Here is a 22117-nt window from a genome sequence, read left to right on the forward strand (position 1 = left end):
CGAGCCTCCCCGCGATCGCGCGGCGCCGCCATCAGAGTCGCGCAGCGTCGCCATCAGAACGCGCCCAGGGCCCGCTGCCCGGCGCGGAGCGCGGCGAGCACCTCGGCGTGGGCGCGCGGATCCCCGGCGGCCACGACGTCGCCGGCGCTCGAGGCGTCGAGGGGGCGGCCTTCCCAGTCGGTCATGATGCCCCCCGCGCCGGCGATCACGGGGACGAGCGCCGCGAAGTCGTGGAGCTTGAGGCCGTACTCGACGACCACATCGACGCTGCCGCTCGCCACGAGGCCGTACTGGTAACAGTCGCCGCCGTAGCTCACGAGCTTGGCCCGGGCCGCGACCGCGCCGAAGGCGCGCGCCTCCCCCTCCGGGAAGTACTGCGGGCCCGTGGTGGAGAGGCGCGCCTGGGAGAGCCCCGCGCACGCCCGGACGCGCGCCGGCGCGCCGTTCCACGTCGTCGCCCGGCCCACGGCGCCGATCCAGCGCTCCCCGAGCACGGGCTGATCGATGACGCCGACCACGGGCCGCCCCGCGTGCAAGAGGGCGATCAGCGTGCCGAAGAGCGGCTTGCCCGTGAGGAACGCCTTCGTCCCGTCGATGGGATCGAGCACCCACACGAGCTCCGCGCCCTCGTTCTCCCGTCCGAGCTCCTCGCCCACGATCCCGTGCCCCGGCGCCCGCGCGGCGAGGATCTCCCGGATCGCCGCCTCGGCCTCCCGGTCGGCGATCGTGACGGGGCTCGTGTCCTCCTTGTCGTCGGCCTCGATGCCCTTGCGGAAATACCGCCGGATGACGGCGCCGCTCGCGTCCGCCAGCTGGCCTGCCAGATCGATCAGATCCTGCGAAGGGGTCATCCGCTCCGTCCTCTCGAGGTCCCCCGCGAGGTGAACCCCAGGGCGCGATCCACTACGCGCTGCGCGCGCGCACCGCAACGGGCGCAGCTCGAGCTCGGGCGCGGCTCGAGCTCAGGTGTCGCTCGCGTCCGCCCCGCCGGCCCCGCTCGCGTCCGCCCCGCCGGCCCTGCTCGCGGACGCCCCGTCCCCCGACCGCCCCGACGACGCCCGCTGGCCCGGCGCCCCGGCGCCTTCCGACAGGCACGCCCGGAGGTACGACCCCAGCGTCTCGACGCCCCGGGCGCCTTCGGGGTGGTACTCGGCCAGGACCGGCCCGTTGTGCGGCATGTCTCGCAGCACGTCGAGCGTGACGTCGACGCCCGCCTCGCGGGCGCGCCGCGCGAGCTCCTGCCCCTCGTCGCGCAGGCGCTCGGCGTCGCCGACCTGGATGAACAGCGCGCCGAGGCCGTCGAGGCGGGCGTGCAGGGGAGACAGCCGGGGGTCATCGAGCGGAATCGCGCCCGCGAAGCCGCGCGCCTGGCGCACCAGGCCCTCCCGTGTGCCGTAGTCGGTCGGATCGTTCTCGCGCGTGGAGGCGCTGCTCGCGGTGAGGTCGAGCCAGGGAGAGATGAGCACGGCGCAGCGCGCCTGCTGCCCGCGGTCGCGCAGCGCGAGCTGGGTGACCAGCGCGAGGTTGCCGCCGGCGGAGTCGCCCGCGAGCGCGATCTCGCCCGGCGCGTGGCCTCGCTCGACCAGCGCGTCGAAGGCGGCGAGCGCGTCCTCGAGCTGGGCGGGATACCGATGCTCGGGCGCCAGCCGGTAATCGATGCCCACCACACGCGCGCCGCTCGCCAGCGCGAGCCGCGCCATGACGTCCGCGTGGGTCTTCGTGGAGCCGAACAGGTACGAGCCTCCGTGGAGGTACAGGACGACGCCGCGCGCCGCCGCGCGAGGGGGCTCGCACCAGACGGCAGGGACGCCCCCCAACGTGTCCCGGGTGCGCTGGACGCGCCGGACGGCCTTGTCGGGGTACCGGCGCGCGTCCAGATCGGCCCGGACCTTCGGGTACGGCCAGTCGAGCATGTCGATGAAGTCGCGGCGGAGAAACCGGACCACCCACTCGAAGCCGAAGCTCCAGGTCGGGCGCGCGGGCCCGCGGCGGGCGCGCTCGCTCGCGGTGTCGAGCAGGGCGAGGCCGAACAGCTTCACGAGGCGCAGCATCATGGTGGGCACCGTAGCCGACGCCGTCCTCGAGCGCGGCAGCCGCCGCCCGCGCGTCAGCCCCGCTTCCGGCCCCGCGGGTCGCCCCGCAGGATGGGGTAGGCCATGAGGAGGCTCAGCCACACCACCAGGAACTTCGGATCGGCCAGCGTCTCGAACGGGATCTCGATCTTCTCGTTCGGCGGGTCCACCTTGCGCTGCGCCGCCTGCGCCTCCCCGGCGCTCACCACGGCGGGCAGCCGCCTCCCCTCGGGCTCGCCGGCCACGGCCATCTTCGGCAGCAGCGCGCCCTCGGCCGCCAGCGCCTGCTCCTCGGGCGTCTTCGACATGTCGACCTTGTGGTCCGGGTCGACGATCACCGTGTTCTGCGCGACCTCCGCGAGGCGCTCGGCGGCGTCGCTCTCCGGGGTGGGCGCCGCCTGCGCCACCTCGGGGCGATCCAGCGGCACGTAACGCGGCGCCACCTCGCCCGGCAGCCGGGGGCGGGGCTCGACCGTCACCCGGGTCGGGATGTAGACGCGCCGCACCTCCTCGACCGTGACCACCGTGCCCTTGGCCGGGTCCGGCGATCCGCCGGCGAGCTCCGGCACCTGCGCGCGCGCCGCGTCGATCGCCGCCTGCTCCGCGTCGATCGCCGCCTTGCAGCCCGGGAGGGACGGGTCGAAGTCGATGCCGATGGCGCTCGTGGACCGCTTGTTCTGATCGGGCTTCGCCGTGCACTCCCGCAGCACCTGCTCCGCGATCGCGTCGTCCTGCCGGTGCAACAACGCGAGCGCGAGCTCCTTCCGGGCGTCGATGCCGTTCGCGACCTCCGGCCGGGCGACGTAGCGGTACCGTACGCGGAGCGCGAGATCGCGCCGCCCGGTCGCGGCGTCGACGACCGTCACCGCCTCCCGGGTGAAGCTGTCGACGCTCGCGCCCTTGACCTCGCGCCGGCTCACCATCACGCGCGATTTCCGGAGCCCGGGGAACACCGAGAGCGTCTGCGCCCGCACCCGCTCGAGGATCTTGAAATTGCTCGTCTCGGCAGGGACGTAGACGTAGCCGTCGAACTGGAGCAGGACGGGCACACGCCGCATGTCCTCGGCGGCCGTCGTCTTGGCCTGCTCGCCGCACCCCGCGAGCGCCCACGCCCCGACGAGCAGGAGAGTACGGAGCGATGCGCGGACGAATGCTACCACGGCGGCTCTCCCGGACGGCGTGCCTGGAACCTCCGCGAATCTAGCTCCGCACCCCTTCGGAAGAAACCTTTACTATCCAGAAAACCCAATTCATTGCGAGGAGGTCGCCGCCATCGGCCTGGACGCCATCCCGGCGCGCCGAGCCCGGCAGGCAACGCTGCGCTCGACCGGCGACCTCCCCCCGGACGACCCGACCTGGCCGTAGCGCGCCCCGCCGAGCGCCGAGGTGAGGCGCCGAGGTGAGGCGCCGCGCACGCCGCGGCGTACGCTCCGTCCCGCACGCGCCGGGGGATTGCCCTTTCCAAAATCGGATCCATTTGGTCGCCGAGATGAACACGGAAAGCCAGAACCCCAACACCAGCGCTTCCACGCCGTCCGCCGAGCCCGCGAGCGCGGGCCCCGGGCCCGAGCCGCCCGCCGCGCCCGAGGCCGGGGCGGCCGGCGCGGTCGAGCTCCCCTTCCAGGCCGAGGTGCAGCAGGTCCTCGCGCTGGTCATCAACTCGCTCTACGCGAACCAGGAGGTCTTCCTCCGCGAGCTCATCTCGAACGCGTCGGACGCCCTCGACAAAGCGCGCTTCCTGTCCCTCACCCGCGAGGACGCCGCCGAGCAGTCCGGCGAGCCCGCGATCACCATCACGCTCGACGACGCCGCCCGGACCCTCACCATCGAGGACAACGGCGTCGGCATGACCCGGGACGAGGTCGTCCAGAACCTCGGGACCATCGCCCGCTCAGGCTCGCTGGAGTTCCTGAAGGCCAACGCGGAGGCCGCGAAGCAGCGGAAAGAGGGCGGCAAGCTCCAGCTCATCGGGCAGTTCGGCGTCGGGTTCTACGCCGCGTTCATGGTCGCCTCGCGCGTCGACGTGCACACCCGCTCGATGCTGCCAGGCGCCGAGCCCGTCCTGTGGCGCTCGACCGGCTCGGGCTCCTTCACCGTCGCCTCCGGCGACCGCGAGCACCCCGGCACGAAGATCGTCCTCCACCTCAAGGAGGACGCGCGCGAGTACACGAAGGCGTGGCGCGTCAAGGAGATCATCCGTAAGTACTCGGATTTCGTTCATTTTCCCATCAAGGTGAACGACGAGGTCGCGAACCGCTCCGCCGCGCTCTGGACGCTTCCGAAATCGCAGATCACCGAGGAGCAGCACGCGGAGTTCTTCCGGCACGTGACCGGCGGCTACGAGGGCGAAAAACCGCTGCTCACCGTGCACCTGTCGATCGACGCGCCGGTGCAGTTCCACGCCCTGCTCTACGTGCCCGAGAAGGCGCCGGCGGACATGTTCCACAAGGACCGCCGGGCGGTCCGGCTCTACGCGAAGCGCGTCCTCATCGTCGAGGAGTGCGACAAGCTCACGCCGATGTACCTGCGCTTCCTGCGCGGCGTCGTCGACTCCGAGGATCTCTCGCTGAACGTGTCGCGCGAGATGCTCCAGGAGAACCGCACGCTCTCCCAGATCGAGCAGCAGATCGTCAAGCAGGTGCTCAAGTCGCTGAAGGACCTGTCCGAGTCGGACGCCGAGCGCTACGCGACGTTCTGGAAGGAGTTCGGCCGGGTCCTCAAGGAAGGGATCACGAGCGACTGGAAGAACAAGGACGCCATCGCCGAGCTGTGCCGGTTCGAGTCGATGAACACCGAGGAGGGCAAGGCGATCTCGCTCCGCGACTACGTGGAGAAGATGCCGGAGGGGCAGAAGGAGATCTACTACGTGACGGGGCTCGGGCGCCGCGCGGTCGAGCAGAGCCCGCACCTCGAGGCGTTCAGGAAGCGCGGGTACGACGTGCTGTTCCTCGTCGATCCGGTCGACGAGTGGCTGGTGAAGGCGCTGAACGAGTTCGACAAGCGCCGGCTGAAGAGCGTGACGCACGGCGACGTCGACCTCGGCGCCGAGCCGGAGAAGAAGGACCAGCCGGAGGAGACGGCCGACGCGGCCGTCGCCGCGGTCAAGGCCGCGCTGGGCGACCGGGTGAAGGACGTGCGCGTCTCGCGGCGCCTGACCGACAGCGCGAGCTGCCTCGTGGCCGACGAGGGGGACCCCGGGGCGAACCTCGAGCGGATCATGAAGCTCATCGACCAGAACACCCAGGAGTCGAAGCGGATCCTCGAGATCAACCCGGGCCACCCGGTCGTGAAGAACCTCAACATCCTGGCGGGCCGCGAGCCCGGCTCGGAGCGGGTGAAGCAGTGGTCGGAGCTCCTCCTCGACCAGGCCCTGCTCGTCGAGGGCGTGGTGCAGGAGCCCGCGAAGCTCGTCCGCCGCATCCAGGACCTGCTCGCCCAGGTGAGCTCGGCGGCGGTCGGGCAGGGCTGAAACGCCGAGCGCGCTGAAGGCTGAGACGCCGAGCGCGTTGAAGGAGAGACGGGACGCCGGGACGCCGGGGGGAGAGATCCTCCCGGCGTCGTGGCGTTTGGGGCCGTTTCTTGGCCCTGGCCGGGCGCCGGTGGTACGCGCGTCGACGTACCCCCCGGACGAGGTCGACAGGATGTCCCGCTTCGCAGCCCCCGCGTTCGGCCGTCGGATCTTCCTCCAGGCGCTCGGCGCCGCGGGCGGCGTCGTGGCCGCGCCGGGGCTCTGGGATCCGGCGCCGGTGCTGGCCGCGGACTCGAAGGTGAAGGCGGTCGAGCGGTCCGAGATCGGCGTGACGCTGACGCTCGATCTGTCGCAGGCGCCCTTCCCGTGCGACGGCGGGGCGTACCGGGACGCGACGGTGATGGTCTTCGTGCCGGCCCATTACCGCGCGCCGGAGGACGACACCCTCGACCTCGTGATGCACTTCCACGGCCACAACACGAACGCGGCGCGGGCGATCGCGGCGCACAAGCTCCGCGAGCAGCTCCACGAGAGCAAGCAGAACGCGGTGCTCGTCCTGCCCCAGGGGGCGGTGAACGCGCCCGAGTCGCCGCCGGGCAAGCTGGGGCAGCAAGGCGGCCTCCGGCGGCTGTGCGGCGAGCTCGCGGCGGCGCTCGCGACGCCGTCGGCGCGGCGGGCGCTCGGCGACGCGGCCGTCCCGCGACGGGCGAAGCTCGGGACGCTCTGCCTGTCGGCGCACTCGGGCGGGTACAACGTCGCGGCCGCGTGCCTCCGCCTCGGCGGCTGCGAGGTGAGCGAGGTGTACCTGTTCGACGCGCTCTACGGCGAGGTCGACGCGTTCCGCGCGTGGGTGCTCGAGGGCAAGGGCAAGCCGGGGCGGGGCCGGCACAAGCTCGTCAGCCACTTCGTCGCGGGCGACGTGCGGCGGCTCAACCTCGAGCTGAAGCGCGCGCTCGAGGCCGAGGGCGTCGCCTGCCTGCACGAGCGCCGCCCGGGGGAGCTCACGCGCAAGCAGCTGCTCGACGGCCGCGCGATCTTCATCGAGACCCCGCTCGCACACGGCGCCGTCACCTTCGAGCAGAACGCGTTCCGCGACTGCCTGTTCGCGTCGGGGCTCCGCCGGCAGCTCCGATCCAGCTGGTTCGAGCGGAAGGACGAGCCGCGCCAGATCGACGTGCGCTCCTCGTCCTGAGCTCGCCCCGCGGGCGCGGGCGCCGGGCGCGGCGCGGGCGTGCGCGCCGGCGCGGCGTGGGCGTGCGCGCCGGCGCGGCGCGCGTCAGTGCCGGAGCGAGACGTCGGCGAGCGCGAGGCGCGCGTCGTTGATGAAGGCGCTGTCCGGGAAGCGGCGGATGAAGGACCGGAGGGTCGTCTTCGCGTCGTTCCAGGCCTGGATGTCGAGGAGGCACTCGGCCAGGAGGAACGTCGCGTCGTCCATCACCTCGCGATCGGGCGACGCCTCGGAGAGCGTCATGAGGAGCGGGATCGCGTCGCGCTGCCGGTTCAGCCGGCGGTAGGCGCGCGCCAGGTTGAGCCGGGCCGACGGCGTGTGCGACGCCGTCTCCTTCTGCCGGATCGCGTCCTCGAAGGCGACCGCGGCCTCGTGCCAGCGGCCCGTGCGCATGTGATCGAGGCCCGTCTGGTACGACTTGATCGAGAGCTCCGACCGCGCCTTGTCGACCGCGTCGCTGAAGAACGCGAGCTCGGCGCGGGTGAGCGGCGCCTTGCGGAGCGCCTCGAACCCCTCGATCACCTCCTGCCGCCGCTCGGCGCGGATGAGCTCGTAGAAGGCCGCGGCGTCGCTCTCGGCCTTGGCCCGGGCGTCGCTCCGCTGCTGCATCTCCTTGAGATCGGCCTCATGCTTCGCGATGCGATCGCGCGCGCCCTTGGTCTCGGCCTGCACCGCGTCCACGCGCGCGTCCCAGGCGAGCTTGACCACGCCGATCACCACGATCACGAAGAGGAGGTTCGCGCTCGCGCTGTTCCAGAAGGCGCGCCGCTCGTAGCCCATCTGCCGCTTGGAGATGCTCTTCAGGTCCGCGGCGAGGGCGTTCGTGAGGTTGTTCGTCTTGATGATGAGCCCACGGGACTCCACGATCTCACGCTTGATCTCCCGGAGCTCGTCGTCGAAGTCGTGCATTTTCAGGTCCTGAAACCGCGCCCTGTGCAGGAGGCCGTGCTCGTGCTAAGGGGGCCGCGGAAGCGGACCCCCGACTTTGCTGGAGGGGGCCGCGGTAGCGGACCCCCGACCTGTCAAGCGGGGCCCGCGAACGTGGGTCCCCGAGCCGCGCCAGGGGGCCGCAAAGGCGGACCCCGGCCTCGCCGACAAGCCGCCCCTACGCTACCAGGAAGCTCTGCCCATGGACACAAGCGACATCCGAAAAGGCCTCAAGATGATGGTCGACGGCCAGCCCTACTCGGTCATCGACTTCCAGTTCGTCAAGCCGGGAAAGGGGCAGGCGTTCACCCGCGTCAAGATCCGGAACATGGCGACCGGCGCGGTGCTCGAGCGCACGTACAAGTCGGGCGAGAAGCTCGAGCCGGCGGACGTGGAAGAGCGCAGCCTCCAGTACATCTATCCCGAGGGCAGCGATTTCGTGTTCATGGACCCGGCGACCGGCGAGCAGCTCACGGTGCCCGGCGAGAAGATCGGCGACGACTCCCGGTGGCTGAGCGACGGCATGTCGATCGACGTGACGCTGTTCAACGGGCAGCCGATCGGCGTCAGCATGCCCCCGCACGTCGTGCTGCAGATCGTGACCAGCGAGCCGGGCGTGAAGGGCGACACCGCGAGCGGCGCCACCAAGCCGGCCACGGTGTCGACCGGCGCGACCGTCAACGTCCCGCTCTTCGTGCAGGAGGGCGAGTGGATCAAGATCGACACGACCGACGGCAAGTACCTGGAGCGCGTCAACAAGCGCTAGATCGCCCGCACGATCTTGAGCGCGCGCTCGGACGAGGGACGAGCATGCGCGACCCACGGAGGCGCAGGGCCGGGCCGCCGGGGTCACTTCGCCTCGTAGATCACCGCGGACGCGCCGACGACACACGCGACGCGCGCACCGCCGCTCGAGGGGACACACGCCGTCCCCTGCGCGATGTCGCCGCCCGACCAGAGGCGCGTGGCGCCGCCGGCGGTCGCCACGAGGACCCCGCCGGCCGCGGGGACCGCGATCGTGGCGCCGTCGGGAGAGCGCGCCGCGCCCTGCGGGGCGGGCGCGGCGAGCGGGAAGGAGCGCGCGGACGCGACCGGCGCGGCGGCCCGCAGATCGATCGAGATCAGCGCCGCGCCGAGGGCGACGTCGAAGCCGGCCTCGGACGCGGCGAGCGGCGCGAACGGCAGGCGCTCGGTCCCGGCGCAGCGCTCCGGCGCGGCCGCGCCGCGGCGGGCGCGGGGGCCCTGGCCGCGGAGCAGCGGGAGCGGGACCTCCATCTCGCCGACCGCGTCGGGCGAGCTGCGGACGAGCGCGAGCAGCGTGGGCTGGTCGCAGCGCCGCTCGACGCCGACGAGCTCCACCGGGCCGGCGAACAAGGCCGCGGGCCAGGGGGGGACGTCGGCCGCGGCCTCGCCGAACGTGGCGGGGTCGACGCGGACGACGCCCTGCGCGGTCCGGACGAGCAGCGCGCCGCCCGCCTCGAACGCGAGCGGGCCGAGGGCGCCCGGCTGCGGGGCGGCGGCGGTGCGGTGCACCGCGGCGGCGGTGGCCGGCGGCGCGAGCTTCGCGAGCAGCTTGCCCTCGTCCTTCGTGCGCGGCTCGGGGCCGCCGCGGTCGAGCGCCGCCACGGCCGCGAGCGGCGCGCCGCGGGTCTGGGCCGCGACCGCCTCGGCGTGGTCGATCGCGGCGGCGAGGCCCGGCTCCGCGCAGCGCACGGGGCCCGCGCCCGTCGAGACGAGGCCCTCGCCGGCGCGCGCCGCGTCGCGGCCGGCGACCGCGCCCGCGCCGCTCGCGGCGTCGGCGCAGAGGACGGCGTAGAGCCGGCGCAGCCGCTGCGCGGCGGCGGCGGCGGCCGGCGCGGTCGACTTGGCGCGCGCGTCGCGGAGGAAGGAGGCGGCGAGCGCGCGCAGGGCCTCGCCGGGCTGCGCCGCGTCGCGCGACAGGCCGGCGGGGCGGTCGAGGTAGACGAGCGGGGCGCGCAGCTCGGGGGCCGCGGCCGGCGGCGCGGGGAACGGGCGGAGCGCGCCGGAGAGGCCGACGGCGATCGCGAGGTCGTCGCGGCCGTCCGCGTCCCGGTCGGCGACCTCGAAGGAGGCCGAGAGCGACTCGTCGGGCGGCGGCGTGCGGAGGCGGAGCTCGAGGGCGAGCTCCGGCGGCGCGGCCGCGGCGGGGCCGGGCAGGCGGATCACGGCGATCCAGCGCGTCGCGGGGAGGTCGACGGAGCGCTGCGGCGCGCCGCACTGCGGGGAGAAATCGAAGGCGAGCGTCGCGGGGCCGATCTGCGTGAGGCCGGCGCGCGCGGTGCAGCCCTGCGGGGCGAGGTCGCCGGGGAGCGCGGCGAGGGTGCGCAGCGCGTCGGGCCGCGCCGCCGCGGCGAACAGGAGCTCGCCGCGCAGGCCGTCGGGCGATCGCGCCCAGGCGACGAGGTCGCGCGCGCCGTCGCCGTCGACGTCGAGGAGCAGCCCGGTCTCGAAGGTGCGCCCGGTCGGCGCGGCGGCCACGGCGCCGCCGTCGAGGGGCCACCGCTTGCCGCCTTCGGGCGCCGGGACGCTCGGCACGGCCGCGAACCGCGGCGGGGCGGCCGCGTCGGCGAGGCCGGCGTCGGCCGGGTCGGCGCCGGCGTCCCCCTCGGCGGGGCGCGCGCCGCTCAGCGGGGGCGGGGAGCCGGACGGCGCCGCCGAGCCGAGGGTGTAGGGCGTGTAGGGCTTGGAGCTCGGACAGCCGTCGCAGCCGGTCGCGGCGAGCAGCGGGAGCAGGGCGCGGAGGAGCTTCGAGCGGGATCGATCGTGCATCGCGGGCGGACCGGCCTGAGCAGGCGGTGAGCGGTAACCGGAGCTAGACCGCGCGAAACGAAGCGAAACGAAGCGCAACCAGGCGCCACGGAGCGCAACGGCGCGGCGGCGCAGGCGTAGCACGGCCCGTGAGCGGCGCGGCGCGCCGTGACACCCGGCGGCCAACGCGGCGCCGCCGGCTGCCAACGCGGCGCCGCCGGCGGCCGCCGCGCGGCCGTGCGCCCGCGCAGACTGCCGGGCGCGTGGGGCGCGCGGGCGCGCCGATGGCGCGGGCGCGAATTTCGGAGTAGCTTGACCGAGGATCGATGCGCGGGCCGAAGCCTCCCAAGCCCATCGAAGGCGAAGACTACTACCTTGAGGGGGGCCGGCTGGTCTTCACGGAGGCGTATCACCTGAAGCGGGGATACTGCTGCAACTCCAAGTGCCGCCACTGCCCTTACCGGGAGGAGGCGCCTCCGACGCAGTCGGTGCCGGTCACGATGCCGCGCATCAAGCTCCTCTGACGCGAGCTGCGGCGGCCGAGCGTCTGCGGCGAAAGCCCGCTGCGCCGTTCCGCTGACACCGCACGAGCGAACACTTCCTGGGCGGTCTCGCAGACGTATGGGAGCGACCCGGGCCGCGATGATCTCTTCCGGTTGTTGTCACTCAGGTTTCCAGATGCGGCGGACGTCGCGGGCTCCCATGGAATGTCGGTTGATCCGGATTGCGCAAAGCGTCTAGGATTTCTTTCCCACATTCGCGCAGGAGTTCCTATGCGTCGCAGTCTTCGCCCTCTGCTCACCTGCCTCTTGTTTTGCTTGCCGGTCGGCTGCACCGCAGCGTCGGGCAACCCGCCCGCGCCCGTGGAGGACGCCGGCACGGAGCCGACGACCCTGGACGAGGACGAGGACGGGATCAGCGACGAGGACGAGGGGCGCGCCGAGCTGATCGACACGGATGGTGACGGCGACCCGGATTACCTGGACACCGACTCCGACAATGACGGCCTCGACGACAAGGACGAGGGGCGCTCCGGGAAGGGCGAGATCGGGCAGCCCGACAGCGACAACGACGGCGTGCCCGATTACCGGGACGAGGACTCCGACAACAACGGGCGGCCCGACGGGCTCGACGGCGCTCGCGACGCCAACGAGGACGGCGTGCTCGACTACGCGGATCTCGACGACGACGGCGACGGCCTCACCGACGTCACCGAGCTCGGCGCGGACCCGCTGGAGCCGCTCAACACCGACGGCGACGAGCGGCCCGACTTCCGCGACACCGACAGCGACGGCGACGGCATCCAGGACCGGTTCGAGCGCGAGATCGACGCCGACGACGACGGGATCCCGGCGTTCCGCGACGAGGACTCGGACGACGACTGCCGGCCCGACGCGGTCGAGCGCGGCGACGGCGACCCCGATCAGTCGCCCAGGAACAGCGACGAGGACGACGGGTGGGACTTCGTCGATCTCGACAGCGACGACGACGGCCTGCTCGACCGGCTCGAGGACGTGAACTGCGACGGCGTGCTCGACCCCGGCGAGTCGAGCCCCTTGAGCGCGGACACGGACGAGGACGGCACGACCGATCTCATCGAGAAGGCGGCCGGCACGAACCCGGACGACGACCTCGACAACCCGCGGGCCAACGGCGATTTCGTGTTCACCGTGCCTTACCAGCAGAGGCCGGACCCGGCGCAGGACACGCTCGACTTCTCGACGAACATCTCCCAGGCCGACGTGGTCTTCGCGATGGACACCACCGGCTCGATGGGCGTCGCGATCGGGACGCTGAGGACCGCGCTCCAGGAGATGATCGACCAGCTCGCCGACGAGATCCCGAGCATCGGCATCGGGGTGACCCAGTACAAGGACTTCCCGACGTGGCCGTACGGGGACTCCGCCGACGAGCCGTTCTTCCTGGAGCACCGGGTGATGAGCGTGCTCACGCCGGAGGGGCGGCAATCGGTGCAGAGCGCGGTGAACTCGCTCGTGGCCTCCGGCGGCAACGACACGCCGGAGAGCGGCTGGGAGGCCCTCTATCAGATCGCCACCGGAGAGGGCACGACCGAGGCCGGGGCCAACGTGCTCCCGTTCGACCGGGATACCGCGCCGCCCCTGTCGATCCCGGCAGGGGAGACGGTGGGGGACATCGGGGGCGTGGGCTTCCGCGTCGGCTCGCTGCCCATCCTGGTGATGATCACGGACGTGCCGAGCCACAACGGGACGATCGCTTCGTACAACTACGAGGAGTTCACGTCGCCGAGCTACTCGCAGGCGCTGAGCAAGGTGACCGCCCTCGGCGGGCGCGTCATCGGCATGGTCACGAACGACGTCGTCGGGAGCGAGGCCAAGGCCGATCTCGTCGCCGGCGCGCTGGCGACCGGCTCGGTGGTCCCGCCGACGGCGTGGGGGCCGGCCGGCATGCGGCCGCCGCAGTGCGGGGTCGAGCAGTGCTGCACGGGAGCGGACGGGCGCGGCGTGGCGGCGACCAACAACAAGTGCCCGCTCGTGTTCAACGTCTCCGGCGGCGGCGCCGGCCTGAACGTCGCTGTCGTGCAGGCGATCAAGGTGCTCACGACCTACGTCACGCTCGACATCTCGGCGTCGGCGGAGGACGACGAGAGCGACGCGGTCGACGCCGTGAGCGCGTTCGTGGACCGGATCATCGCGAACAACGGGGCGCCGGAGCCTTGCACCCCCGGGCTCCGCGTCGTCGACAAGAACCTCGACGGCGTCCCGGACACGTACACCAACGTGTTCCCGGGGCCCACGGTCTGCTTCGACGTGCTCCCGCGCGCCAACACCTCGGTGCGGCCGACGACGGAGCCGCAGGTCTTCACGGCGAACATCGTCGTGACCGGCGACAGCGTGACCACGCTCAGCTCCCGCAAGATCTACTTCCTCGTCCCGCCGGAGATCCCGGTGCCCGACGTCGATTGAGGATCGGGCGGCCGCCGTCGCCGGGCGCCGACGAGCCGCCCGGCGCGGCCCCGGCGGCGTCCGCGGCGAGAGCGGCGGCGCCCGCGCCCTGGTGAGCAGCGAGCATGGGTGAAGGCCTGACCAGCGACGACGCGCGAGCGCCCGGACCGGCGCGCCGCGCGGCGCTCTGGGAGCTCGCGCTGCTTTTTTTCCGGCTGGGCGCCACGGCCTTCGGCGGCCCTGCGGCCCACGTCGCGATGATGGAGGACGAGGTGGTCCGCCGGCGCGGCTGGATGACGCGCGAGGCCTTCCTCGATCTCTACGGCGCGACGAACCTGATCCCGGGGCCCAGCTCGACCGAGCTCGCGATCCACATCGGGCATCGGCGGGGCGGCTGGGCGGGGCTCCTGGTGGCCGGGGGCTGCTTCATCGTCCCGGCGGCGCTCATCACGCTCGGCTTCGCGTGGGCGTATGTCCGGTTCGGCGCCCTGCCCGAGATGTCCGCGCTCCTCTACGGGGTGAAGCCGGTGATCATCGCGGTCGTGGTCCAGGCGCTCTGGGGCCTCGGCCGCACCGGGCTGCGCTCGCGGCGCGCGCTCGCCCTGGCGGCGCTCTCGGCCGGCGCCCTCCTGCTCGGCGCCCACGAGCTCGCGATCCTGGCCGCCGCCGGCGCGCTCGCCGCCGCGCACCGCGCCGCCACCGGGGGAGCCGCGGGCGCGGGCTCGCCCCCTTCCGCGGGGACCGCCGCCGTCCTGCTCGCCGGGGGCGCCGCGGGCGCGGGCGCGCCTTCGCTCGCGCGGGCCGCGGCCGCCGTCCCGCTCGCCGGGGGCGCCGCGGCGGCGCCCTTCGGGCTGCTCCCGCTGTTCCTGTTCTTCCTCAAGGTGGGCTCCGTCCTCTTCGGGAGCGGCTACGTGCTCCTCGCGTTCCTGCGCGCGGACCTCGTCGAGCGGTACCGGTGGATGACGGAGGCGCAGCTGCTCGACGCGGTGGCGGTCGGCCAGGTGACGCCCGGTCCCGTCTTCACGACGGCGACGTTCATCGGTTACCTGCTGGGCGGCGTCCCGGGCGCCGGCGTGGCCACGGCGGGCATCTTCCTGCCCGCGTTCGTCTTCGTCGCGCTGAGCGGCCCGCTGATCCCGCGCCTGCGCCGCTCGGCCGTCGCCTCGGCCTTCCTCGACGGCGTGAACGCGGCCTCGCTCGCGCTGATGGCGGTCGTCGCCTGGCGCCTGGCCCTGGCCGCGGTGGTCGACTGGCTCACCGCGGCGCTGGCCGCCGCGGCGGCCGTGCTGCTCGTCCGTTACCGCGTGAGCTCGCTCTGGCTCATCGTCGGCGGCGCGGCCGCCGGCATCGCGGCCGCACATCTCTTCTAGAGCGCGTGTCCCAGAGCGGCGGTCACCCGCACAGGAGACGGGCCCAGATCGGCGTTTTCGGCGCGCAAGCGCACTCCGGTGCGCTGAGCACCGAAAACGTCGAGATGGGCCCGTATCCGAAGCGGGTGACCGCCGCTCCGCGGTCACCTCGCGGGCGAGCGGACCGAGGCGGGATCCTCGGCGGCGATCAGCTCCGAGCCGGGCCCGATGTAGAACGTGTTGCCGCGCCACGCGACCCGCCGGTTCGCGTGGGCGTTGAGCCAGCAGAAGAACCAGCAGAGCGTCCGGAGCGGCTCCGCGGCCACGAGCAGCAGGTTGAAGCGCGTCGGGCGCAGCCACCGCAGCGCCAGGTACGCGCCGAGGCTCTGCAGCGCCCAGGCGAACAGCCAGACCTCCAGCGCGAGGCGCGTGGGGCTGAGCAGCACCGTCAGCCAGGCGATGAGCAGCGGGGAGTTGAACGGCTCCGCCGCGAAGCAGCGCGGGACGAGCGCGCGCCGCATCTTGGCCCAGCGGGTGTGCCGGTCCAGCGTGCGCTGGAGCGAGCAGCTCGCGTTGCGGTTCTCGATCGGATCCAGGCAGAGCTCCACCACGAACCCGCACGCGCTGAAGCGCTGCCCGAGCACGTCGTCCTCCGCCAGCACGTTGCCGACGCTCCTGAACCCGCCCACCCGATCGAGGTCGACCCGCCGCATCGCCATCGACTTGCCCACGCTGATGGAGCGGCCCGCGAGCTCCGCGGCGGCGACGACCCCGGGGGCGATGAACGCGCCGAGCTGCGCGTTCTCGATCACCGCGCCCAGCGTGCGCTCGCCGGTGCCCGCGACCACGCTCGAGACGAGCCCCACGCCCGGCCGCATCAAGACCGACAAGAGCGAGTGGAGGTAGTCCGGGCGGACTCGCACGTTCGCGTCCGAGATGACGAGGACGCTGCCCTCCGCCCGGCGCGTGAGCTCGATGAGCTGCGCCACCTTCGGGTTCAGCGCCTCGCTCGGATCCGTGAGGCAGAGCCGCGCCTTCACCTCGGGGTGCGCCGCGATGAACGCCTGGATGACCGGCACCGCCGGGTCCTCGCGCGACGCGACGCCGAAGAGGATCTCGAAGCAGGGGTAATCGATGCGGGCGAACGACTCGAGGTTGTCGGCGAGCTCGTCATCGACGCCCGCGACCGGCTTGAGGATGCTGACGACCGGGGTCGCGCCGGGCAGGCGCGCCGCGGCGGGCGCGCCCTGAGGCCGAGCCCGAGCGACCCTCAAGAGGAAGGAAGCCTGGATCGTGGCATAGATGGTAGAAGACAGCGCCGTCGGCGCGACCGTCGCCAGAGCTCCCCAATCCATGGACTCGCATGCTGACGGAGGCGCGTGGCGGCTCGATGGCCGGACCGCAAACCCGACGCTGCCTTTGTGCAACCGCGGAGTGACAAGGCCTCTCGCGCTTCACCGCCGCCGCCCGCTCCCGTCCAGGCGATACGCGGCGGGCGCTCCGAGCCGTCGAGTTTTCGACCTGGGCTGTAGATCCGTCAGCGACGCAATCGCGCGCGAGCGAGGTGGACCGGGAGTCCGACGCGCCCGGCGCGAGGTGAGGTGGCCTCAGACCAGGCGGCCGATCAGCTCGCGTGTGATGTTCTTCTGGTGGGACTCGAGGGTGCCGCCGCCGATCTCGAGCAGCTTGGCGTCCCGGAAGAACCGCTCCACCTTGTATTCGGTGCAGTAGCCCCAGCCGCCGAGCACCTGCATGGCGTTGTCGGCCACCTCCTTGCCCACGGGCGCCGCGAACAGCTTGGCCGCGTCCGTCCCGAGCCGGTTCCTGCGATCGGGGCTCACGTTGCGCGCCACCGAGTAGATGAGCGCGCGGGCGGCCTCGGTCTTGGCGTAGCTCTCCGCGATGTAGCGCTGGATCTGCCCGTGCTCGGCGATGGGCTTGCCGAAGCTGCGCCGCTCTCCCGCGTACTGGATCATGATCTCCAGGCAGCGATCGGCGATCCCGAGGCTCATGGCGGCCAGGGTCAGGCGCTCGATCTCGAGGTTCCTCATCATGTTGCGGATCCCGCCCCCCTCCTGGCCGAGGACGTTCCGGGCGGGGACGACGCAGTCGTCGAAGATGAGCTCGCTCATCGTGCTTCCCCGCATTCCCATCTTCGGCGTCTTCTCGTCGGTCGAGAACCCGGGGAATCCCCGCTCCACCACGAAGGTGGTGACCCTGCCCTCGATCGTCGCGTAAACGAGGAAGACGTGGGCTTCGGGGGCGTTGGTGATGAGCGCCTTGCGGCCCTTCAGGATGTACCGATCTCCCTCCCGCCGGGCGAACGTCTTCATGCCGAGCACGTCTGTCCCGCTCGTCGGCTCGGTCATGCCCATCGCGCCGATCCACTCCCCGGAGACGACCTTCGGCAGGTAACGCGCGCGCTGCTCGTCGCTCGCGGCGTGGAAGAAGTTGTTCACGAAGAGCATCGCGTGGGCGAGGTAGGCGAGCGTGAACCCGGGATCGCTCTTGGCGAGCTCGTGGTGGACGATGACGGCGGCGACCGCGTCCATGCCCGCGCCCCCGTACTCCGAGGGCACGGTCACGCCGAGCAGGCCGAGCTCGCCCAGCCGCCGCATGAGCGGGACGTTGAGGGTGGCGGTCCGGTCGTGCTCGTCGGCCTGCGGCTCGACGACCTCCCGGGTGAAATCGCGCACCATCTGCCGCAGCATCCGGTGCTCTTCTGTCGGGTTTTCCAGATCGCTTTCAGTGGCGGTGGACAATACGCTCATCACTGCCCAACGTAGCACGCGGACGCGCACGCACGCGGCGGCGTGGCGCGGTGTGCGCTCCGTTCGTCCGCAGACGCTCTCGATTGCGAGAGGTGCCGTCGCCGGTGTGCTCGCTTCGGGCTCTCTTGCGGACAACGTGTCCGGGGCTGGCCGCGAGCGCCGGCGCCTTCGCCCTGGCCGGGCTGCTACGGCGGCGGTCCGGGCAGCTGCGGCGCCGAGCCCGCGGGATCGGCGGTGGCGTCCGGCGGTGACTCCCGCTCTGGCGCCGGCGCCGGCGCCGGTGGCGGGGGCGAGAGGCCGTCCCGGCAGCAGCGGACGCCGGTCGAGTAATCGAGGTAGGTCCTCGGGTGCGCCGTGACGAGGGCCTCGCAGCCCGCGCGGGTCGAGCGCGAATAAAAGCCGCCCGCGAACGCGCCGTCCGGCTCGTCGACCCACTCGTCGAGGTTGCCCACGAGGTCGTAGACCGCGTCGCTGCCCCACCGGCTCCTGCACCGCGGGCTCGCGCCCGTCTCCCGGAGAAGGGGCTCCCGGCCGGCGCGCGCGCGGTTCAGCCGGGGATCCAGGTGGCCGATCGACGCGTTGCCGTGGAGGAGGGCGGCGGGGTGCGCGCTCCGGAAGACGTTGCAGGTGCCCTCCTCGTACGTGTCGCCGTACGGGTACAGGGTGTCGTCCTCGCCGCGGCAGGCGGTGACGAACTCGTCGACGGAGCAGAGCCGCTTGCCGGCGGCGGCGCACGCGCTCTCGGCGACGAGGCCGGTCGTGTAGCCGCTCGGCCGCACCCCGAGCCGGGAGCGTGCCGCGGCGGCGGTCGCGCGGCCGCGCTGCCAGCCGGGGAGCAGCGGCAGCGGGAAGGCGCGGGCGTGGACGTCGCCCGCGCGCCGCCGGCCGGTCGACCACTGGGCGAGCGTGAGCTCGAGCAGGTTCGGGGTGGACGGGTAGTCGGGCGAGAGCGCCGCGCCGGTGGCGCCGTCGACGAGCATGGCCTCGAAGCGGTCGATGCAGAACCGGCCGCCTGCGACGGCGACCATGTCCGCGGGGCACGCGGGCGCGCCCGGCGGCGCGAGCGCGGGCGCCTCCGCGGGGGGGCCCGCTGCGGGGCGCGCCGCCGCGGGGCGCACCGCGGCCGGCGCGCCCGCGGTCAGCTCGGGCAGCGCGGGGCGCGCGAGGCCCGCCTCGGCCTGCGCGTCGAGGCCGCTCACCGAGCTCCCGAACCACCGCAGGCTGCCGTCGGCGGTCCAGACGGCGTCGCCCGTCACGCAGGCGCCGGGGGCCGCGAGCTCCGGGATGGCCGCGAAGAGCCCGGGCGAGGGCGCCGGGACGACGCGCCGCGCGGGCTGGCCGTCGACGCAGAACGCGCCGGTGTCGTCGGCCGGCCACGGCTGCGACGCGAGCTCGGCGCCGTCGTCGTCGAGCCAGACCACGTGGCGCCGGGCCAGGTCGGTGAGCAGCGCGCCCCCGTGGGGCAACGCGACGAGCCGCACGGCGAGGTCGCCCTCGGCGAGCGGCAGCGAGGTCGCGCGCGCCGCGCCGGGCCGGCCGAGCGCGTCGATCGAGAGCGCGACGACCTCGCCCGGGTCCTTCGCGCTCACGCCGGCGACGATCGCCCCGCCGCCCCGGCGCTCGCAGGCGTCGAGCCCCGCGCGCACCGGCGACGCGAGCGCGCCGAGGGCGGTGAGCGCGCCCGAGGCGTCGAGCGCGGTGAGCTGGAGCCGGTCGCCGAGCACCTCGAGGAAGAGCCCGCGCGCGCGGCCGCCGACCAGCACGGCGCCCTCCTCGTGGGCGCGCCCCCGCAGCGCGGGCACGACGAGCGGGGCGGGCAGGAGGCGCGCGACGTCGGTCCGCGCGAGCCACCAGGACGCGCCGATGCGCGCGGCGCGGCGCCTGTCGGCGGGGCGCTCCGGCTCGCCGAGCGGGGCGCCCGGCGCCCCGGCGGCGGGGGGCTGCGGGGGCGCGGCGGCGAGGCCCGGAGGCGCCGCGGCGAGCCCCTGCGTCGGCGCCGCGGCGAGGCCCGGCGGCGCCCCTGCGGCGGCGATCCGGCCGCGCGCGTCGAGCCGGTGGAGCTGCCCCGCGGCGAGCGCGAGCCCCTCGCCGTCGGTCGCGATCGCGCCCCACGCGATGCGCGCGCGCCGCGCCGGGAACGGGTCCGGCTCGCGGCGCGGCTGGCCGTCGGCGCGCGAGGCCGAGAAGAGCTCGCCGGAGATCGTCTGGAAATAGGCGCGATCGCCCGCCCACGCCGCGAGCCCGGGATCGTACGCCGGCTGCTCCGCGGCGCGCCGGGCGCCGCTCGCGGCGATGTGCTCGAGCGCGCCGAGCTCCGCCGGCGCGGGCGGGGTCGCGTCCGCGAGGCGCGCCGGATCCACGGCGCAGACCGCCTTGGGCCACGCGCCGGCGAGCAGGCGCTGGAGCGAGGGCGCGACGCGTGTCGCCTGGCACGCCCCGTTGCGGCCGGTGACGTCGACGACCACCGAGCCGGCGCTGGTCGTCACGAGGCGCGGGTCCAGGTGGCCGCGGACCGAGCCGAAGTCGAGGTCCTCCTCGACCACGACGGCGCGCCGGCCCGGATCGAGCTTGCCGTCCTCGCCGAGCGAGGCGAAGGCGATCTGCGCGCTGCCGAGCCACGACGTGCTCGGCTTCCTCGCGCTCGCCGCGTAGTGGAGCACGTCGATCGCGCCCGGCCGCGCGGCCGCGTCGATCAGATCCATGCCGTCGAGCGGCGGCCGGAACCGGAGCCCGGTCGGGGACGAGGTCGCCGCGATCCCGTCGGCCGGTGAGATCCAGCGGATCCGCAGCTCGACCTCGGGCAGCGGATCCGGCCGCTTCGGCCGCGCCGCGGGGCGCGCGCCCTTCTTGGGCCGGCCGTCGCGGCCGCGGTCGTCGCCGCGGCCCTTCCGGGTCGTCTTCTTCGGGGTCGCCTTGCCGCTCGCGCCCGTGGTCTTCCCGGGCCGCTTCGCCGCGGGCGTCTTGCGGGCGGGCTTCGCCGCGGCGGCGCGCTCGCGCCGGGCGCGCTGCGCCGCGGCCTCGGCGCGCTTCGCGGCGTCGGCGAGCTCGAGCTCGAGCAGGGCGACGCGCTCGCCCACGGCCGCCATCGCGCTCGCGCGGGTCGGCCCGCACGCGCGCGACGCGGCCGTGGTCTCGCCGGGGAGGAACGCCGCTGCGCAGAGCTCGCCGTCACGCGAGGTGAGCAGCGTGGTGCTGCCGCCGGCGGAGGAGAGGGCGCCGGCCAGGTCCTCGTCGAGCAGCAGGAGCGGCGGCCCGAGCTCGCCCGTCGCGGCGTCGAGGCGCCTGACCCAGCCGACCCGGTCGGACGACACCTTGGAGAGGAAGAGCACCGAGCGCCGGTCGAGCGCCGGCTCGATGACGAACGGCAGGGGCGCAGCCGGCGCGGCGCCGAGCGGGGTGCGGCCGGGCCGCGCGGCGTCGGCGGCCGCGGGTGCAGCGGCGGCGAGGGCGGCCGGCGCCGCCGGGGCTGCGGCCGGAATCGGGTCTGGCGCGGGCGCCGCGGTGCGGGCGGGCGCCGGCGGGTCCGCCATCGGACGGCCGGAGCACGCGCCCGCGCCGCCGGCGAGCGGCACGAGCAGGGCGGCGAGCAGGGAGATCGGCGAGCGGGATCGTCGGGTCGTCAGCACGCGCTCGGGCCTCCTTGTCCGGGCGGCCGGCTCTACGGCGTGGGGAGAGCGGCGGCCGAGCCTAGAACGCCGAGCGCGGAGAGACCCCAGGAAAATGCGCAGGGAGGCGGATGCCGGAGCGGAGAAGAGCAACGAGGAGGTCCCGGGGCTCTCCGCGGCCCTGGGCGCCTCCTTCGGCTTGAGCGTCGCGGAGGTCGGCTGTCGCGCCCCGCTACGCGGATGCCTCGCTCAGGGCGTTTCCCAGTCCTCGAGCAGCAGCCCTCTCACCCGGGAAAACTCGCGAAGATTGTGGGTTACGAGCACCACCTGATTCGCGAGCGCGATGGGGGCGATGAGGAGGTCCATGCACCCGATCGGCTTGCCATCGTGCTCGATCTCGGAGCGGATGCGCGCGTAGTGCTCGACGGCGAGATCGTCGAAATTGAATGAAGCGAGACCCCTCAAAAAGGCCTCTTGCGCCGCACGGTTTTGCGCCGGCTTCGCGCTCTTGAGCGCTCCATAAAACAGCTCGGCCTTGACGATGCTGCACGTACAGATAGACGCGCGCGGGATGGCTGCGTAGCGGGCCAGCAACCCGATGTTCCTCGCGCGCAGGACGCCGATCACCGTGTTCGTGTCGAGGAGGTACCTCACTCGATTCCCTGACGTTGCTCGCTGGGCGGTTGCGCGGGCCGCTCGAACGTAGGATCGTCGACGACTCCCCAGACGAGCAGGGCTTCGGGGTTCGCGATCCCATCCTCGCCCAGTCGATCGAGCAGCGCGATCGCGTCAGGGTGCCCACGCCGCCGGATCTCCTGAAAGACCACCTTCCGGTCGACCTCCAAGGGTTCCCACGTCGCTTCCAGATGCACACGGAAGCGCCCCGGCTGGGGTAGACGGAGCGTCACCGTCCCGTCCGGTGCGCTCTCGATGTCGAGCTTCAGGGCGTTCATCGTCACCTCACGGGGAGAGGTTAGCGCATCCTGGCGCGTGAGGCCGATCC

The 22117-nt window shown here is 73.7% G+C and carries 16 protein-coding genes; 6 read left to right on the plus strand and 10 right to left on the minus strand.

Translation table 11 applies throughout. From position 1 onward, the window contains the following. Positions 1-53: 53 nt before the first annotated feature. The 3 genes from hisN to WMF43_RS50500 form a co-directional block, all read right to left on the minus strand. Complete coding sequence (hisN, locus tag WMF43_RS50490; RefSeq protein ID WP_437676244.1) at positions 54-851, minus strand: histidinol-phosphatase; 798 nt, start codon at positions 849-851, stop codon at positions 54-56. Between the two features lie 111 nt (positions 852-962). Beyond that, positions 963-2054, minus strand: a complete 1092-nt coding sequence (locus tag WMF43_RS50495) for an alpha/beta hydrolase (protein WP_437676246.1) — start codon at positions 2052-2054, stop codon at positions 963-965. A gap of 53 nt (positions 2055-2107) precedes the next feature. Next, positions 2108-3232 (minus strand): hypothetical protein, encoded by a 1125-nt coding sequence (locus WMF43_RS50500; protein WP_437676248.1) that lies wholly within the window; start codon positions 3230-3232, stop codon positions 2108-2110. 329 nt (positions 3233-3561) lie between these two features. Between WMF43_RS50500 and htpG the strand changes: the two genes are divergently transcribed. Together htpG and WMF43_RS50510 are read left to right on the plus strand one after the other, a co-directional pair. Beyond that, positions 3562-5541: a molecular chaperone HtpG gene (gene htpG / locus WMF43_RS50505; protein WP_437676249.1), complete on the plus strand. Its 1980-nt coding sequence runs from the start codon at positions 3562-3564 to the stop codon at positions 5539-5541. A gap of 172 nt (positions 5542-5713) precedes the next feature. Then, entirely contained in the window at positions 5714-6733 is a 1020-nt protein-coding gene (locus tag WMF43_RS50510; RefSeq protein WP_437676251.1) for a hypothetical protein, read from the plus strand. Positions 6734-6817: 84 nt separating this feature from the next. Here WMF43_RS50510 and WMF43_RS50515 read toward each other — a convergent pair whose 3' ends face one another. Continuing rightward, a complete protein-coding gene (locus WMF43_RS50515; protein ID WP_437676253.1) occupies positions 6818-7678 on the minus strand; it encodes a tetratricopeptide repeat protein in 861 nt (286 codons plus the stop codon). Positions 7679-7898: 220 nt separating this feature from the next. Between WMF43_RS50515 and efp the strand changes: the two genes are divergently transcribed. Beyond that, positions 7899-8462 carry an elongation factor P gene (gene efp / locus WMF43_RS50520; protein ID WP_437676255.1) on the plus strand — a complete coding sequence of 188 codons (564 nt, stop codon included), beginning with the start codon at positions 7899-7901 and terminating at the stop codon, positions 8460-8462. An 83-nt stretch (positions 8463-8545) separates the two neighbouring features. Here efp and WMF43_RS50525 read toward each other — a convergent pair whose 3' ends face one another. Next, positions 8546-10486, minus strand: coding sequence for a hypothetical protein (locus WMF43_RS50525; RefSeq protein ID WP_437676257.1), 1941 nt, complete (start codon positions 10484-10486; stop codon positions 8546-8548). Positions 10487-10791: 305 nt separating this feature from the next. Here WMF43_RS50525 and WMF43_RS50530 point away from each other — a divergent pair, with 305 nt between their 5' ends. The 3 genes from WMF43_RS50530 to chrA all read left to right on the plus strand — a co-directional run bounded on the left by WMF43_RS50530 (position 10792) and on the right by chrA (position 14759). Continuing rightward, positions 10792-10989, plus strand: a complete 198-nt coding sequence (locus WMF43_RS50530; protein WP_437676259.1) for a DUF5522 domain-containing protein — start codon at positions 10792-10794, stop codon at positions 10987-10989. 249 nt (positions 10990-11238) lie between these two features. Next, positions 11239-13410 (plus strand): VWA domain-containing protein, encoded by a 2172-nt coding sequence (locus WMF43_RS50535; protein ID WP_437676261.1) that lies wholly within the window; start codon positions 11239-11241, stop codon positions 13408-13410. 104 nt (positions 13411-13514) lie between these two features. After that, positions 13515-14759 (plus strand): chromate efflux transporter, encoded by a 1245-nt coding sequence (gene chrA, locus WMF43_RS50540; protein ID WP_437676263.1) that lies wholly within the window; start codon positions 13515-13517, stop codon positions 14757-14759. Positions 14760-14902: 143 nt separating this feature from the next. Here the strand turns inward: chrA and WMF43_RS50545 are convergent, their stop codons facing one another. From WMF43_RS50545 to WMF43_RS50565, 5 genes are all read right to left on the minus strand, one after another. Beyond that, the gene (locus WMF43_RS50545) at positions 14903-16093 is read right to left on the minus strand and encodes a glycosyltransferase (protein ID WP_437676264.1); all 1191 of its coding nucleotides are present in this window, start codon (positions 16091-16093) and stop codon (positions 14903-14905) included. A gap of 252 nt (positions 16094-16345) precedes the next feature. After that, positions 16346-17509 (minus strand): acyl-CoA dehydrogenase family protein, encoded by a 1164-nt coding sequence (locus WMF43_RS50550; protein WP_437676266.1) that lies wholly within the window; start codon positions 17507-17509, stop codon positions 16346-16348. 185 nt (positions 17510-17694) lie between these two features. Beyond that, a complete protein-coding gene (locus WMF43_RS50555) occupies positions 17695-21135 on the minus strand; it encodes an SUMF1/EgtB/PvdO family nonheme iron enzyme (RefSeq protein WP_437676268.1) in 3441 nt (1146 codons plus the stop codon). 228 nt (positions 21136-21363) lie between these two features. Continuing rightward, positions 21364-21768 carry a type II toxin-antitoxin system VapC family toxin gene (locus WMF43_RS50560; protein ID WP_437676270.1) on the minus strand — a complete coding sequence of 135 codons (405 nt, stop codon included), beginning with the start codon at positions 21766-21768 and terminating at the stop codon, positions 21364-21366. Next, a complete protein-coding gene (locus tag WMF43_RS50565) occupies positions 21765-22067 on the minus strand; it encodes a hypothetical protein (RefSeq protein WP_437676272.1) in 303 nt (100 codons plus the stop codon). The genes WMF43_RS50560 and WMF43_RS50565 overlap by 4 nt, the downstream gene beginning before the upstream one ends. Positions 22068-22117 lie beyond the last annotated feature (50 nt).

Origin of the sequence: Sorangium sp. So ce131 (assembly GCF_051519095.1) — a bacterium.
In the GTDB taxonomy this organism is placed as follows: domain Bacteria; phylum Myxococcota_A; class Polyangia; order Polyangiales; family Polyangiaceae; genus Sorangium.